Origin of the sequence: Neptunicoccus sediminis (genome assembly GCF_001719615.1) — a bacterium.
GTDB lineage: Bacteria > Pseudomonadota > Alphaproteobacteria > Rhodobacterales > Rhodobacteraceae > Amylibacter > Amylibacter sediminis.
This window is the reverse complement of record NZ_MDVX01000019.1, coordinates 1-12,889: the sequence shown is the minus strand read 5'-3', so window position 1 is coordinate 12,889 and position 12,889 is coordinate 1. Positions and strand designations below refer to the sequence as shown.

General features: G+C 53.9%; 23 protein-coding genes. 2 read left to right on the top strand and 21 right to left on the bottom strand.

Annotated elements, in window-relative coordinates:
* Positions 1–9: 9 nt before the first annotated feature.
* The 7 genes from rpsH to rpmC form a co-directional block, all read right to left on the bottom strand.
* The gene (gene rpsH, locus BFV97_RS16245) at positions 10–402 is read right to left on the bottom strand and encodes a 30S ribosomal protein S8 (protein WP_069301451.1); all 393 of its coding nucleotides are present in this window, start codon (positions 400–402) and stop codon (positions 10–12) included.
* 12 nt (positions 403–414) lie between these two features.
* Positions 415–720, bottom strand: coding sequence for a 30S ribosomal protein S14 (gene rpsN / locus BFV97_RS16240; protein WP_069301450.1), 306 nt, complete (start codon positions 718–720; stop codon positions 415–417).
* Between the two features lie 21 nt (positions 721–741).
* Complete coding sequence (gene rplE / locus BFV97_RS16235) at positions 742–1,293, bottom strand: 50S ribosomal protein L5 (protein ID WP_069301449.1); 552 nt, start codon at positions 1,291–1,293, stop codon at positions 742–744.
* Positions 1,286–1,600, bottom strand: a complete 315-nt coding sequence (gene rplX / locus BFV97_RS16230) for a 50S ribosomal protein L24 (RefSeq protein ID WP_069301448.1) — start codon at positions 1,598–1,600, stop codon at positions 1,286–1,288. Before rplX ends, rplE begins: the two co-directional genes overlap by 8 nt.
* A complete protein-coding gene (gene rplN, locus BFV97_RS16225) occupies positions 1,600–1,968 on the bottom strand; it encodes a 50S ribosomal protein L14 (RefSeq protein WP_069301447.1) in 369 nt (122 codons plus the stop codon). The genes rplX and rplN overlap by 1 nt, the downstream gene beginning before the upstream one ends.
* A gap of 79 nt (positions 1,969–2,047) precedes the next feature.
* Positions 2,048–2,284: a 30S ribosomal protein S17 gene (gene rpsQ, locus BFV97_RS16220; RefSeq protein WP_069301446.1), complete on the bottom strand. Its 237-nt coding sequence runs from the start codon at positions 2,282–2,284 to the stop codon at positions 2,048–2,050.
* Positions 2,285–2,297: 13 nt separating this feature from the next.
* Positions 2,298–2,501 carry a 50S ribosomal protein L29 gene (rpmC, locus tag BFV97_RS16215; RefSeq protein WP_069301445.1) on the bottom strand — a complete coding sequence of 68 codons (204 nt, stop codon included), beginning with the start codon at positions 2,499–2,501 and terminating at the stop codon, positions 2,298–2,300.
* A gap of 303 nt (positions 2,502–2,804) precedes the next feature.
* On the opposite strand from rpmC, the gene BFV97_RS18955 reads away from it, so the two are divergent.
* Positions 2,805–2,954, top strand: a complete 150-nt coding sequence (locus tag BFV97_RS18955) for a hypothetical protein (RefSeq protein WP_216635972.1) — start codon at positions 2,805–2,807, stop codon at positions 2,952–2,954.
* A 26-nt stretch (positions 2,955–2,980) separates the two neighbouring features.
* Here the strand turns inward: BFV97_RS18955 and BFV97_RS16210 are convergent, their stop codons facing one another.
* The 3 genes from BFV97_RS16210 to BFV97_RS16200 form a co-directional block, all read right to left on the bottom strand.
* Positions 2,981–3,460, bottom strand: a complete 480-nt coding sequence (locus BFV97_RS16210) for a hypothetical protein (RefSeq protein ID WP_245667778.1) — start codon at positions 3,458–3,460, stop codon at positions 2,981–2,983.
* Positions 3,461–3,664: 204 nt separating this feature from the next.
* Positions 3,665–4,294 carry a 2OG-Fe(II) oxygenase family protein gene (locus tag BFV97_RS16205; protein WP_069301513.1) on the bottom strand — a complete coding sequence of 210 codons (630 nt, stop codon included), beginning with the start codon at positions 4,292–4,294 and terminating at the stop codon, positions 3,665–3,667.
* A 41-nt stretch (positions 4,295–4,335) separates the two neighbouring features.
* Positions 4,336–5,721 (bottom strand): SLC5/6 family protein, encoded by a 1,386-nt coding sequence (locus tag BFV97_RS16200; protein ID WP_069301443.1) that lies wholly within the window; start codon positions 5,719–5,721, stop codon positions 4,336–4,338.
* A 22-nt stretch (positions 5,722–5,743) separates the two neighbouring features.
* On the opposite strand from BFV97_RS16200, the gene BFV97_RS16195 reads away from it, so the two are divergent.
* Positions 5,744–6,097 carry a ParB N-terminal domain-containing protein gene (locus BFV97_RS16195; protein ID WP_245667776.1) on the top strand — a complete coding sequence of 118 codons (354 nt, stop codon included), beginning with the start codon at positions 5,744–5,746 and terminating at the stop codon, positions 6,095–6,097.
* Between the two features lie 84 nt (positions 6,098–6,181).
* Here the strand turns inward: BFV97_RS16195 and rplP are convergent, their stop codons facing one another.
* From rplP to BFV97_RS16140, 11 genes are all read right to left on the bottom strand, one after another.
* Positions 6,182–6,595 (bottom strand): 50S ribosomal protein L16, encoded by a 414-nt coding sequence (rplP, locus tag BFV97_RS16190; protein WP_069301442.1) that lies wholly within the window; start codon positions 6,593–6,595, stop codon positions 6,182–6,184.
* 12 nt (positions 6,596–6,607) lie between these two features.
* Positions 6,608–7,309: a 30S ribosomal protein S3 gene (gene rpsC / locus BFV97_RS16185; RefSeq protein ID WP_069301441.1), complete on the bottom strand. Its 702-nt coding sequence runs from the start codon at positions 7,307–7,309 to the stop codon at positions 6,608–6,610.
* A complete protein-coding gene (rplV, locus tag BFV97_RS16180; protein WP_069301440.1) occupies positions 7,309–7,692 on the bottom strand; it encodes a 50S ribosomal protein L22 in 384 nt (127 codons plus the stop codon). The genes rpsC and rplV overlap by 1 nt, the downstream gene beginning before the upstream one ends.
* Positions 7,693–7,695: 3 nt before the next feature.
* The gene (gene rpsS / locus BFV97_RS16175) at positions 7,696–7,974 is read right to left on the bottom strand and encodes a 30S ribosomal protein S19 (RefSeq protein WP_069301439.1); all 279 of its coding nucleotides are present in this window, start codon (positions 7,972–7,974) and stop codon (positions 7,696–7,698) included.
* A gap of 3 nt (positions 7,975–7,977) precedes the next feature.
* Positions 7,978–8,817, bottom strand: a complete 840-nt coding sequence (rplB, locus tag BFV97_RS16170; protein ID WP_069301438.1) for a 50S ribosomal protein L2 — start codon at positions 8,815–8,817, stop codon at positions 7,978–7,980.
* A gap of 222 nt (positions 8,818–9,039) precedes the next feature.
* Positions 9,040–10,365 (bottom strand): DMP19 family protein, encoded by a 1,326-nt coding sequence (locus tag BFV97_RS16165; protein ID WP_069301437.1) that lies wholly within the window; start codon positions 10,363–10,365, stop codon positions 9,040–9,042.
* 175 nt (positions 10,366–10,540) lie between these two features.
* Complete coding sequence (locus BFV97_RS16160) at positions 10,541–10,837, bottom strand: 50S ribosomal protein L23 (RefSeq protein ID WP_069301436.1); 297 nt, start codon at positions 10,835–10,837, stop codon at positions 10,541–10,543.
* The gene (gene rplD / locus BFV97_RS16155; protein ID WP_069301435.1) at positions 10,834–11,454 is read right to left on the bottom strand and encodes a 50S ribosomal protein L4; all 621 of its coding nucleotides are present in this window, start codon (positions 11,452–11,454) and stop codon (positions 10,834–10,836) included. Before rplD ends, BFV97_RS16160 begins: the two co-directional genes overlap by 4 nt.
* Positions 11,451–12,299, bottom strand: a complete 849-nt coding sequence (rplC, locus tag BFV97_RS16150) for a 50S ribosomal protein L3 (RefSeq protein ID WP_083225699.1) — start codon at positions 12,297–12,299, stop codon at positions 11,451–11,453. Before rplC ends, rplD begins: the two co-directional genes overlap by 4 nt.
* A gap of 15 nt (positions 12,300–12,314) precedes the next feature.
* Complete coding sequence (gene rpsJ, locus BFV97_RS16145; RefSeq protein ID WP_069301434.1) at positions 12,315–12,623, bottom strand: 30S ribosomal protein S10; 309 nt, start codon at positions 12,621–12,623, stop codon at positions 12,315–12,317.
* A 70-nt stretch (positions 12,624–12,693) separates the two neighbouring features.
* Positions 12,694–12,889 (bottom strand): EF-Tu C-terminal domain-related protein (locus BFV97_RS16140; RefSeq protein WP_483814929.1); only part of this gene is annotated, 196 nt, incomplete at its 5' end.

Here is a 12,889-nt window from a genome sequence, read left to right as displayed (position 1 = left end):
TGTCACCCCTTAGAAGATTGTGCACAACACTTCGCCGCCGACATTGGCTGCGCGTGCTTGTGCGTCTGACATGACACCCTTGGATGTCGATACGATGGAAACGCCGAGACCTTGGCGAACCGATGGCATATCCTTGACGTTCGCATAAACGCGACGGCCAGGTGTGGATACCCGCTTCAGTTCTTTGATCACGGGCACACCATCGAAGTATTTCAGAGAAATCTCCAGCTCGGGGTGACCGTTAGCGCCTGTACCAGCCTCATAGCCGCGGATGTAACCTTCGCTCTGGAGCACGTCCAGAACCCAGCCACGCAGTTTGGAAGCAGGTGTTTTCACTGTGGATTTGCCGCGCATCTGAGCGTTGCGAATACGTGTGAGCATATCACCGATAGGATCGTTCATATGTACTTCTCCTTACCAGCTCGATTTGACCATGCCAGGGATCTGGCCGTCAGACGCCAATTGGCGCAACGCGATCCGGGACATTTTCAGTTTACGATAATACGCCTTTGGACGACCGGAGACCTGGCAACGGTTGTGAAGACGGGTGGCAGAGGAATTGCGGGGAAGTTCCGCAAGTTTCAGGCGCGCCTTGAAACGCTCCTCCATAGGAAGATCCATGTTTGTCGCGATTTCCTTCAGCGCGGCACGTTTGGCAGCATATTTCTCTACCAGACGTTGACGCTTCAGTTCGCGTTGGATCATTGCAGCTTTAGCCATGATGTTTTCTCCTGTCCGCGATCAGTTTGTGAAAGGCACGTTAAAGTGCTTCAACAGACTTTTCGCTTCCGCATCTGTGTTCGCGTTCGTGTTGAAGGCGATATCCATGCCCCACATGACATCAACTTTATCGTAGTCGATTTCCGGGAACACGATGTGCTCTTTCAGACCCATGGCATAGTTGCCACGGCCGTCAAAGCTCTTGCCCGATACACCGCGGAAGTCGCGGATACGAGGCATTGCAACTGTGATCAGACGATCAAGGAATTCATACATCTGATCGCCACGCAGCGTGACTTTCACACCCAAAGGCATGTCTTCACGAACGCGGAAACCAGCGATGGATTTCTTCGCTTTGGTAATCACAGGCTGCTGACCGGCAATAGCGGCCATATCGGATACAGCAGAGCGGATTTTCTTAGAGTCGTTTACGGCTTCGCCAACACCCATGTTCAGCACGATTTTTTCGAGCTTGGGGATTTGCATGTCGTTCTTGTAACCGAACTCTTCTTTCATGGCAGCGCGGATCGTGTCCTTATACGCAGCCTTCAGGCGTGGAGTATAATCAGCCATTGATCACTTCTCCCGATTTCTTGGCAAAACGGACTTTCTTGTCGCCGTCCATTTTGAAACCAACCCGTGTCGGGCCGCCGTCTTTAGGATCGACCAAAGCAAGGTTGCTCAGTTGGATCGGCATCTCGGTTGGTACACGACCACCCTGAGAGTTCTGTGTCTGGGCCTGATGGCGGATCGCCACGTTAACGCCAGAAACGATAGCTTTGCCAGTGGACGGGTTTACAGACGAAATCTCGCCCTCTTTCCCTTTGTCCTTACCGGCCAGCACGATGACCTTGTCACCTTTACGCAGTTTAGCAGCCATTACAGCACCTCCGGCGCAAGAGAAATGATCTTCATGAAGTTCTTGGAACGCAGCTCACGAACCACCGGCCCGAAAATACGTGTGCCAACAGGCTCACCAGCGTTGTTCAAGAGAACGGCAGCATTTCCGTCGAAACGGATCGCTGTGCCGTCTTCACGACGGACTTCTTTGGCGGTGCGCACAACAACTGCCTTGCGAACTTCACCTTTTTTCACGCGACCGCGTGGAATGGCTTCTTTCACAGAGACAACAATAATGTCGCCCACGGAAGCGTACTTCCGCTTGGAACCGCCCAGAACCTTAATGCACTGAACACGGCGTGCGCCGCTGTTGTCAGCTACGTCAAGATTGGTCTGCATCTGGATCATGGTAGATACTCCGACCTTTGAGGACCTAAATGCAGTCTAGGCCCCAGGGTTTCGATTAACTGATGGTTTCGGCAGGGCCTCAGGAGGCGTCTGTCAGAACTTCCCAGCGTTTGGTCTTCGAAACTGGCGCACATTCCTGAATGCGGACTTTGTCACCAACTTTGAATTGCTCGTTCGCATCGTGAGCCCGGTATTTTTTGGACTTACGGATGGTCTTTTTCAGAACCGGATGTGTGAAACGACGTTCAACAGAAACTGTTACAGTCTGTGCATTCTGGTCGCTGGTCACAGTGCCGGTGAGGATACGCTTAGGCATTGTTCACACTTCCTTATTCAGCCGCTGCTTCAGCAGCTTTTTGGTTCAAGATTGTGTTCACACGCGCAACATCGCGGCGAACCTGGCGTACACGTGAAGTGTTTTCCAGCTGGCTTGTGGCCGCTTGAAAACGCAGGTTGAACGCTTCTTTCTTAAGATTGACAAGCTCCGTACGAAGCTCATCCGGGGTTTTGCCCCGAAGTTCGTTGGCATCCATAGCCATTTCCTTTTTTCAACATCATTGGCAGGCCGCATAGACGCATACTTTCGCATGCACATACGTCACCCTGATTCCAATGGAGTGGATGATGAACGCGCTCTATAGGTTGGATAGGGCAGGCTGGCAAGGGGTTTTATCACAAGACCGGACCTTCGCCCATGATTAGCAAAGACGCCGGCACTATGCAATCCGCTGTCAGCACCCGCGAAATGCAACGCCGGTGCCGGTAACAGACGAATTTCTTGCGGCCAATCTCTCCGCGATTACACGCGGAAACGTAAGGACACCACCTACACCGGCTTGCGGATAGAAGAAACAGGCACCGAAGAAGATCCGACCGCTTCCGTCATCCTGAACTTCGTTAACGCTGGTAGCGATCCTTTTGATGTGATCGTAGCACTAGAGGGCGGCCCCTTCCCTGCGGTTTCGGACATCACAGTGAACCTTTGAACTGCGGCGGGGCGCAGCGCCCTGCCCTAACCTGCCGCCCGTTCAGCCGCGCGGCGGGCCAGCACATCTTCCTGACGCAGCCATTTGTATTTCCTGTCGCCAGCCACGGTCCCCCAATACAACGGCCCCCCATAGCGCCACGGATCAAGGATGATCGATTCTTCCATCGTGCTGCCGACACGCCCGATCAGAACTGTTGAATGATCAATCCGGAAGGCCACATCGGAATTGGCAATGGCACGGTGCAGCTCCAGCGTTTGAAAATTCTCTGCCGCCAGACGGTTTTCCATATCTTCCGCCCAATGCCAGCACAGACCGCGCGGACGGGTGCCCGCATTCACCTTGGTATTGTGAATGAGCGGTGGGTCGGTGACGCCGTATTCCACCGCCAGTTTGCGCGGATAGTGAAACGCGATAGAGGCCGCGCGGGCCGCTTCAGCGGGGTCAACATTCGGTCCCAGCGCAAGGATACTGGCCTCCAGCGCGGCAACTTCAGACTGTTGCACAGGGGGCAGACGGTCCGGCGGGGGTGTCCCGCAGGCTGCCAGAAAGAGGGTTAACACCAGCGCGAAAGCGGTAAAGAAACGGCTAATAATGGAACTGCCCCCACGTCTTGATCTTTTTGGTCTTCATCAGTTTCGGCGCAGGCTAGCAATCCACTGCCCCCCTGTCGAGGGCGGCAGAGATCACAAAAACGCCAATGGGCAGCGTTACTTTGCCTCTACCAGCGCATAGTTGAAACTGACCGAGATCCGCTCTTCGTCGGACATATTCATCGGCACCTCATGGCGCAGCCAGCTTTCCCATAGCAACACATCCCCGACCTTCGGTGCCACGTAATGAAACGGCTTTAAATCGCCCGCTGCGTCTTTCTTACGGGTGGGCGCGGCCATCATCATGGCAAGGCGCGGGTCTTCGAATTTGATTGCGCTGGCATCCGACGGCATCGCCACATAGGTCGTACCACTGATCGCGGAATGGGGATGGATATGAGAGGTATGAATCCCCCCTGTCGGCAGAATATTGATCCACAAACTGTCGAGCCGCAGGGCGCGCCCCTCCAGATCAAAGGCCAGATCTTCGGCAAAAGCGGCCACATGGGCATCCAGTGACGCGACCAGATCCTTAAAGATCGGAAAGCGCCACGGCAGATCGTCAAGGCTCGCATAGCTGGTGTAACCGGGGAAATCGTTCTCCTCGCACCAGTCCTGTCCGGCCTCGTCGTCGTCTGCGATGGACAGACAGGTCGCCTCCAGCTCATCAGGGTTAATGGCGGCGCCCAGCTCGGTCAGTTGGGCGCGGTACAGGCGGGTCACAAAGAGGGAATCAATCTGGCTCATGCTCTGTGCATAGCGCAGGGACAAGCGCGGGCCAACGCGCTTTATCGGCTGCGCAGCGCCGTTTGCCGGGATGATCCCGCCAGAACCGCCACAAAGCCGACCAGCAGCACCACCAGACAAATCTGCAAGAGCTGTTCGTATTTATGCCCCTCAACCAGCACCTGTGACACCAAATCATTGTCCCGCAGGAAATAGGCCGCAGCACCCAGCATTGCAGCGGCGAATGCGCTCAGATAGGCCCAATGCGCGATACGGCGTCCGCCCACCAACCCGACCAGCAGCACCGGCGTCAGGAACATAGAAGCCGTGCCCGATACCGCTACCGCGTCAAACAGGCTTTGATTACCCCAAAGCGTCAGCGCCGCCCCAAGTGCAGCAAACACCAGCATGGCAACCCGTCCGCTTATCAGTGTGCGCGGCGCGAGGTTCAATTCCTCAACCACCAGCCGCGCCGCAGAGGACAGCGCGGAATCCAGCGTAGAGAGAGCCGACACCAGCAGCGACACCATCAATGCAGAGAACACCCAAGACGGCAGCATCTGTGCCCACGTCCCGAGCAACTGGTTCTCATAGGCCGCGCCCTCCAGTGCCGCCTGAATACCGAACAACCCGAAAGCCAGAATGCAGAGCGCGGAAATCCAGAAGGCATGGAGAAAACTGCGGCGCGTCGTATCCGGATCGCTGACAAAACCACGGTCCATCATTACCGGATCATGGACGGGATAGGAAAACACCTGAAGACCGGCAACTGCAAGAAGCACCCAACCGTTGTAACTGCCGGAAACACCTGTCGCTGTCAGTGTTGCCAGCGGATTAAAAAACGCACTGGTGACAAGACAGATAAACGCCGCGCCAAAAACCACCAGAAACACCAGCATCTGCACCACATCACTGCGCAAAGCAGCGCTCAGCCCGCCCCAGGCGGAATAGGCCAGCGCCATGAACCCGACACCGATCACCGCATAATCCTGATACCCTGCCAGATGGGGCAGAACCGCAGAAAAAATCAGCCCCACCACCAGCAGGTTGGCGAAAACTTCGGACAGCAGACGCAAGGCGATCACAAGATTATAACAGGCCGTGCCTGTGGGACCGAAACCCTCTGTCAGCCAGTCCTGCACAGAACCGGCACCGCTTTCCCGCAAGCGGCCAACGACAAACGCGCCAGTCAGAAAGGATCCGTAATAGGCGGTATAGGCCAGCACGCCGGCAATCCCGTAATAATACCCAAGGATCGCCGCATTCATCAGCGACCGCGCAAATATCCACGTCGTGACCTGACTAAGCACCAGCGTCCAAAGCGCCGGTTGCGCCCCCGTGCCCGTCTGTCCGCCATAGAAGCTGGCGACCGTGACACGCCGGGGGGCTGCCAGCAGGCTGGCGATAACGATCAGAATGAAAATTCCGGTAATGGTGTAAGCCTGCATGGGTCTCTCCGAAGGGTCTTCTATGCGCCTAGCAGGCTGTTTGATCACGCTCCAGTCACGTCACGGTGAAGCCCCGCCGCAAACACCGCTGGGCAAACCGGAAATTCGGGCGCAGAGTGCGGTCATGCCGATAAAAGAAACCTTTCCAATAGTCGAAATCCGCGTTCCGGTGAAACGCAAAAAGACGCTGGACCCCGCGAAGGTCCAAGCGCTGGCGGAAGATATACTGGAAAACGGCCAAACCACCCCGATCCGCGTGCGCGAGGGCAAAACCGGCGGCTATGTCCTGATTGAGGGATACCACCGGCTCGAAGCGCTACGCGCGCTCGGGGAGGACACAATCGAAGGCTATGAGGTACACGCCCGTCTGCATTAGCCAACCCAAAACGCAAAAAACCCCTGACCATACGATCAGGGGTTTTCAATTCTCAGCGTAGGTCGGGCTTCAGCCCGACACCACTTACCAGTCTTCGCGTTGAACGACGCGTGTTTTAACCGGCAGCTTCATTGCAGCAAGGCGCAGGGCTTCGCGTGCAACAGCGTCGGACACACCGTCAATTTCAAACATGATCCGGCCCGGCTTAACTTTGGCTGCCCAAAATTCGACGGAACCTTTACCTTTACCCATCCGGACTTCGGTTGGTTTTTTGGTCACTGGCAGATCAGGGAAAATCCGGATCCAAACACGGCCCTGACGTTTCATGTGACGTGTCATCGCGCGGCGAGCCGCTTCGATTTGACGTGCAGTGATCCGCTCGGGCTCGATTGTTTTCAGGCCATAAGACCCGAAGTTCAGATCGGAACCGCCTTTGGCTTGACCGTGGATACGGCCCTTAAACGCCTTGCGGAATTTGGTACGCTTTGGTGAAAGCATCTCTCTGTCTCCTTAGCGACGAGGTGGACGCGAAGGCCCGCCTTCTTGCATTTCAGCCTGACGACGTTCGCGTGCGGATGGATCGTGCTCCATGATCTCGCCTTTGAAAATCATCACTTTGATGCCAATGATACCATAAGCTGTCAGACCTTCGGCCCGTGCGTAATCGATGTCCGCACGCAGTGTGTGCAGTGGAACACGACCTTCACGATACCATTCGGTCCGCGCGATTTCAGCACCACCCAGACGGCCGGCACAGTTGATACGGATACCAAGGGCACCCATACGCATCGCGTTTTGAACAGCGCGTTTCATGGCACGACGGAAAGACACACGACGTTCCAGTTGCTGTGCAACACTTTCGGCAACCAGCTGCGCGTCCAGCTCCGGCTTGCGAACTTCAACAATGTTGAGGTGCAGTTCGGAGTCTGTCAGGTTCGACAGCTTCTTGCGCAGTGTTTCGATGTCAGCACCTTTTTTGCCGATGATCACACCCGGACGAGCCGAATGGATTGTCACGCGGCATTTCTTGTGCGGACGTTCGATGATCACACGTGCGATACCTGCTTGCGCGCATTCTTTCTTAATGAACTCGCGGATTTTCAGGTCTTCGTGCAACAGATCGCCGTATTCTGCCTTATTGGCATACCAGCGGCTGTCCCATGTGCGGTTGACTTGCAGACGGAAGCCAATTGGATTGATCTTCTGACCCATTATGCTTGCTCCTCTGCTGGCTGACGCACCAGAATAGTGACTTGTGCGAAAGGCTTCAGGATGCGGCCATAGCGACCACGTGCCCGAGGACGTCCACGCTTCATGACAAGGTTCTTGCCGACGTAGGCTTCTGCAACGATCAGTTCGTCAACATCCAGACCGTGGTTGTTCTCTGCGTTGGCAATCGCGGATTGCAGCGTCTTGCGAACGTCTGCGGCGATGCGTTTCTTGGAGAACGTCAAATCGGCCAGAGCTTTTTCAACTGGTTTGTTGCGGATCAATTGCGCCACAAGATTCAGCTTTTGAGGGCTGGTTTTCAGCATACGAGAAACGGCAAACGCTTCGTTCTCTGCTACGCGACGGGGGTTCTTAGACTTTCCCATGGCTTACTTCCGTTTCGCTTTTTTGTCCGCAGCGTGCCCGTAATAGGTGCGCGATGGGGAGTATTCACCGAACTTCTGGCCGATCATGTCTTCTGACACGTTGACAGGGATGTGCTTTTTGCCGTTGTAAACGCCAAAAGTCAGACCCACGAACTGTGGCAGGATCGTCGAACGACGAGACCAGATTTTGATAACTTCTTTGCGGCCGGATTCCCGAGACTTTTCTGCTTTTTTAAGCACATAAGCATCGACAAAAGGGCCCTTCCATACTGAACGAGGCATCTGTTAACGACCCTTCTTCTTGGCGTGACGGGACCGGACAATGTATTTGTCCGTGGTCTTGTTGCTGCGGGTGCGCGCACCCTTTGTAGGCTTACCCCAAGGAGATACAGGGTGACGACCACCGGATGTACGACCTTCACCACCACCATGCGGGTGATCGACAGGGTTCATAACCACACCGCGCACGCTCGGGCGGATGCCCTTGTGACGGTTGCGGCCGGCTTTACCGAAGTTCTGGTTGGAGTTGTCGGGGTTGGAAACCGCGCCAACAGTGGCCAGACATTCCTGACGTACCAGACGCAGCTCGCCCGAGGACAGGCGGATCTGTGCGTAGGAACCGTCACGACCAACAAACTGGGCGTAAGTCCCGGCAGCACGGGCGATTTGACCGCCTTTACCTGGCTTCAGCTCGATGTTGTGGATGATTGTACCAATTGGCAGACCTGTGAACGGCATAGTGTTGCCCGGCTTCACGTCAGCCTTTGCCGAAGAGATCACCTGATCACCAATAGCCAGACGCTGTGGTGCGATGATATAGGCCTGCTGGCCGTCTTCATATTTGATAAGTGCGATGAACGCGGTCCGGTTCGGGTCATATTCGATCCGAATTACCGTGGCCGGTACATCCATTTTGTTGCGTTTGAAATCAACGATACGGTACAGGCGTTTCGCCCCACCGCCCTTGCGACGCATCGTGATCCGCCCGGTGTTGTTACGTCCGCCGTTCTTGGTCAAACCCTGTGTCAGGGCTTTGACCGGACGGCCTTTGTACAATTCCGAACGGTCGATCAGTACCAGTCCACGCTGGCCCGGCGTCGTTGGTTTATACGACTTAAGTGCCATTCTTACTGTCTTCCGTATATAGCGCAGGCAAAGGAGCCTGCTATGGTTAAGGACCCCGAAGGTTCCAAGGTATAGGCCCCCGAAGGTGCCCGAATTGCGGTCGGCGAAAAACTGTCCGCCAAAAACAACAACGCCCCAGACGAATCTGGGACGGTGCAGATGGTGGCTTGTAGGAAAGAGGCGGCTTTGGGTCAAGCGTTAAAGGGAAAAACCTTAGCGTAACTAGCTCTGAGCAGACCCGTATTTTTGCAGCAAGCTATTTCTCAACTCATCCAGCTGATCCATAGAAAATGTCTCGCACCGTCCCAACTCCTTATGCTCGATCGTAACGGTATGCGAATCCGCACGAATTGTTAAATTTGAATTCCACATTTTATATTGCCATCCAATCTGTTCAGACGAAATCTCCAGTGCAATTAGATCTCCGTTTCGAATGCCGCTGTGTGCTTCAACACCGCCATCAGACAGCATGAGCCCTTCCGGAATTTTGAATTCGAAGAACATTTTTCGCCATTTTGGATTTATTTGTGCTTTAGCCAGAAGCTTTCCACTTTTGGCTTCGCCACGAACCCAACGTGCGTTGGTAACGGCTTGAACGCTCGAAAGCCTCAGCGCAAATCCGGCTTCGACCAAAGCGCACTTGAATAATCGGCTCCAAGGTAATTTACGTTGATAGATACACACGCAATCTTCATCTGTTTCAACAATCACTACATTCTTGGTTGTTTGCGCAACAAAGCGAGTAGACCCGTTCTTACCATTAGAAAGGGCATGAATTTTCTTCACAAAACGAACTTTCGAACCTTCAGAATCTTGGATTTTTGAAAAAGCCGTGACCAAGGCTATATAGGTATCTGATGGAATATATTTTTTGGCCAGCTCGTAAGCACTCAATTTCTTGGCAACCACGGCTTCGGGATCATCGAAGATCTTACTACGTTCTTTGTTCCAAGGCTCTGACGAGAGGATGTCCGTGTTTGGGTCCAAAAGCAAAAACTTTGCAACAGCCAAATAGTAGACATGGACTCCATCAACGTGCGCTTTACCGCCCACCAATTCAAACCATTTTTGAAAAGGTCTTGGACCAGCTTTACAGTATACCTCCATTGCATCTTGGTTCATTTTCAAACCGTAGAATCTAGAATCAAATCCGTTTAACTTCATCCAATCACGTTGGTCACCAGGCATCGCCAACCAGCTTAGAACGTCAACTAAGAGTTCATGTAGCTCACCCAAACCTAGCTCCCGAGCGGCATACATTAACCCGTCGACCTGAGGCCCCAATAACCTGTTCAATGCCTCCCCCTCTAAGTCAGCTTGTGCGTCCAACAAGTTACACAAATTCCCGACCCACTGGTTATGGCCACCGTTTAAAACCTGTCCGTGATAATATAGCAGGGCGACGATTTCTTGATACACTCTGGGAACCCGGCCTTGGTACTTTTGGATTGCCTTTAAGCTGTCCAAAAAATCGCCTAGAATTTCTGCTGGTGCATAAACATTCAAATTGAAATCTTCGGAATTCAACAAAACCCGCACAGTTTTCATGAAGAAGATTAACCTCGTGTCTCGTTACGGATTTGGCATTGCCATCTAAAGTAATTTTCAATTCGGCGATTGTAAATTCATATTGCCACCAACAAAAAAGCCCCCGCTTTACAGCAGGGGCTCTCTCAATTTCAAACCGTAGGTCGGGCTTCAGCCCGACACACGCAAGATCCGATCAAAGACCGGTAGACACGTCGATGGTGTTACCTTCTTCCAGCGTCACATAGGCTTTTTTAACGTCCTTGCGTTGGCCCAGGCGACCGCGGAACCGCTTAACCTTGCCTTTGGTGATGGATGTGTTCACAGCCTTCACCTTGACATTAAACAGGCTTTCAACAGCCTCTTTGATTTGCGGTTTGTTCGCGTCGATTGCCACTTCGAAAACAACAGCGTTATGCTCGGAAGCCATTGTTGCTTTTTCGGTGATGATCGGCTTGCGGATCACGTCGTAGAGTTCAGCTTTATCGCTCATTTCAAACGAGCCTCCAATGCTTCAACGCCAGCTTTGGTCAGGACCAGAGTGTCGCTTTTCAAGATGTCATACACGTTGGCACCCTGGCTTGGCAGAACGTTTACACCGTCGATGTTACGGGCAGCCAATGCAAAGTTTGCATTCACTTCCGAACCGTCAACGATCAGCGCGCGCTTCCAGCCGAGGTTTTTTACAGCCTTCGCCAGATCACCGGTTTTGGCAGTTGCCATATCGGCGTTGTCCAGAATGACCAGCTCGCCCGCTGTCATCTTTGCAGACAGTGCGTGACGCAGTCCCAGCTTGCGGAACTTTTTGGTCAGGTCGTGGGCGTGGCTACGGGGCGTCGGGCCTTTGTAAACACCACCACCGCGGAAGATCGGAGCCGAACGGGCGCCGTGGCGTGCGCCACCGGTGCCTTTCTGGCGGTAGATCTTCTTGGTGGAGTAGCTGACTTCGGACCGTGTCTTGACTTTGTGTGTCCCCTGCTGGCGTTTCGCCAGTTGGTAACGCACAACACGGTGCAGAATGTCTTTACGTGGCTCCAGGCCAAAGATCGCCTCGTCGAGGTCGACCGAGCCCGCTTTACCAGCGTCCAGTTTGATCACGTCGAGTTTCATTCTTCGCCTTCCTTCTTCTCAGCTTCAGCAGCAATTTCTGCTTCGGCAGCTTTCAGAGCAGCTTCTTCAGCAGCAGCAGCTTCGGCGGCGGCAGCTTCGGCTGCTGCGGCTTCTTCTGCAGCGGCTTCGGCAGCAGCTTCTTCGGCGGCTTTTGCAGCAGCAGCAGCGGCAGAGCGCAGTGCGGCAGGCAGAATGGCACTTTCAGGGAACGGCTTCTTAACCGCATCCTTAACAGTGACCCAGCAGCCTTTGGACCCGGGAACGGCGCCCTTGATCATCAGCAGACCGCGTTCGCTGTCTGTTTTAACCACTTGCAGGTTTTGGGTCGTCACGCGGGCAGCACCCATGTGACCGGCCATTTTCTTACCTTTGAAAACACGACCGGGATCCTGACACTGACCTGTAGAACCGTGGGAGCGGTGGGAGATGGACACACCGTGTGTTGCCCGCAGACCACCAAAGTTCCAGCGTTTCATCGCACCGGCAAAACCTTTACCGATAGATGTACCGGAGACGTCCACGAACTGACCTTCGAAATAGTGGTCAGCGATGATTTCCTCGCCAACTTCGATCAGGTTTTCAGGGGACACGCGGAATTCCGCGATTTTCCGTTTTGGTTCAACCTTAGCAGCAGCAAAGTGACCGCGCATCGCTGCGGATGTGCGTTTTGCCTTTGCAACACCGGCACCCAGCTGAACAGCGGTGTAGCCGTCTTTTTCGCCGGTGCGTTGTGCAACAACTTGCAGGTTTTCCATTTGAAGAACGGTTACAGGAACCTGTTTGCCGTCTTCCATGAACAAGCGGGTCATGCCCAGCTTCTTTGCGATAACTCCAGAGCGCAACATAATCTTCATGCCCCCTTAAAGCTTGATCTCGACGTCCACACCAGCAGCAAGATCGAGCTTCATCAGCGCGTCTACTGTTTGTGGAGTCGGGTCAACAATATCAAGCAAACGCTTGTGTGTACGGATTTCAAACTGCTCACGAGATTTCTTGTTTACGTGTGGACCACGCAGAACAGTGTATTTCTCGATGTGGTTAGGCAGCGGGATAGGACCGCGTACCTGCGCACCAGTCCGCTTGGCTGTATTTACGATTTCCTGTGTGGACGCGTCCAGCACACGGTAATCAAACGCTTTCAGCCGAATGCGAATGTTTTGGCTTTGCATATTCATGCCTTTCAAGATTGAGAGGAGGACCGGGCACTATTGCCCGGCCCTCGTCGAACCGGTTGGTGTATTACTCGTTGATTTTGGAAACAACGCCGGAGCCGACTGTACGGCCGCCTTCGCGGATCGCAAAACGCAGACCTTGTTCCATAGCGATTGGGGCGATCAGTTCAACGTTGAACTTCAGGTTATCGCCTGGCATCACCATTTCTGTGCCGGATGGCAGTTCAACAGTACCGGTCACGTCTGTGGTCCGGAAGTAGAAC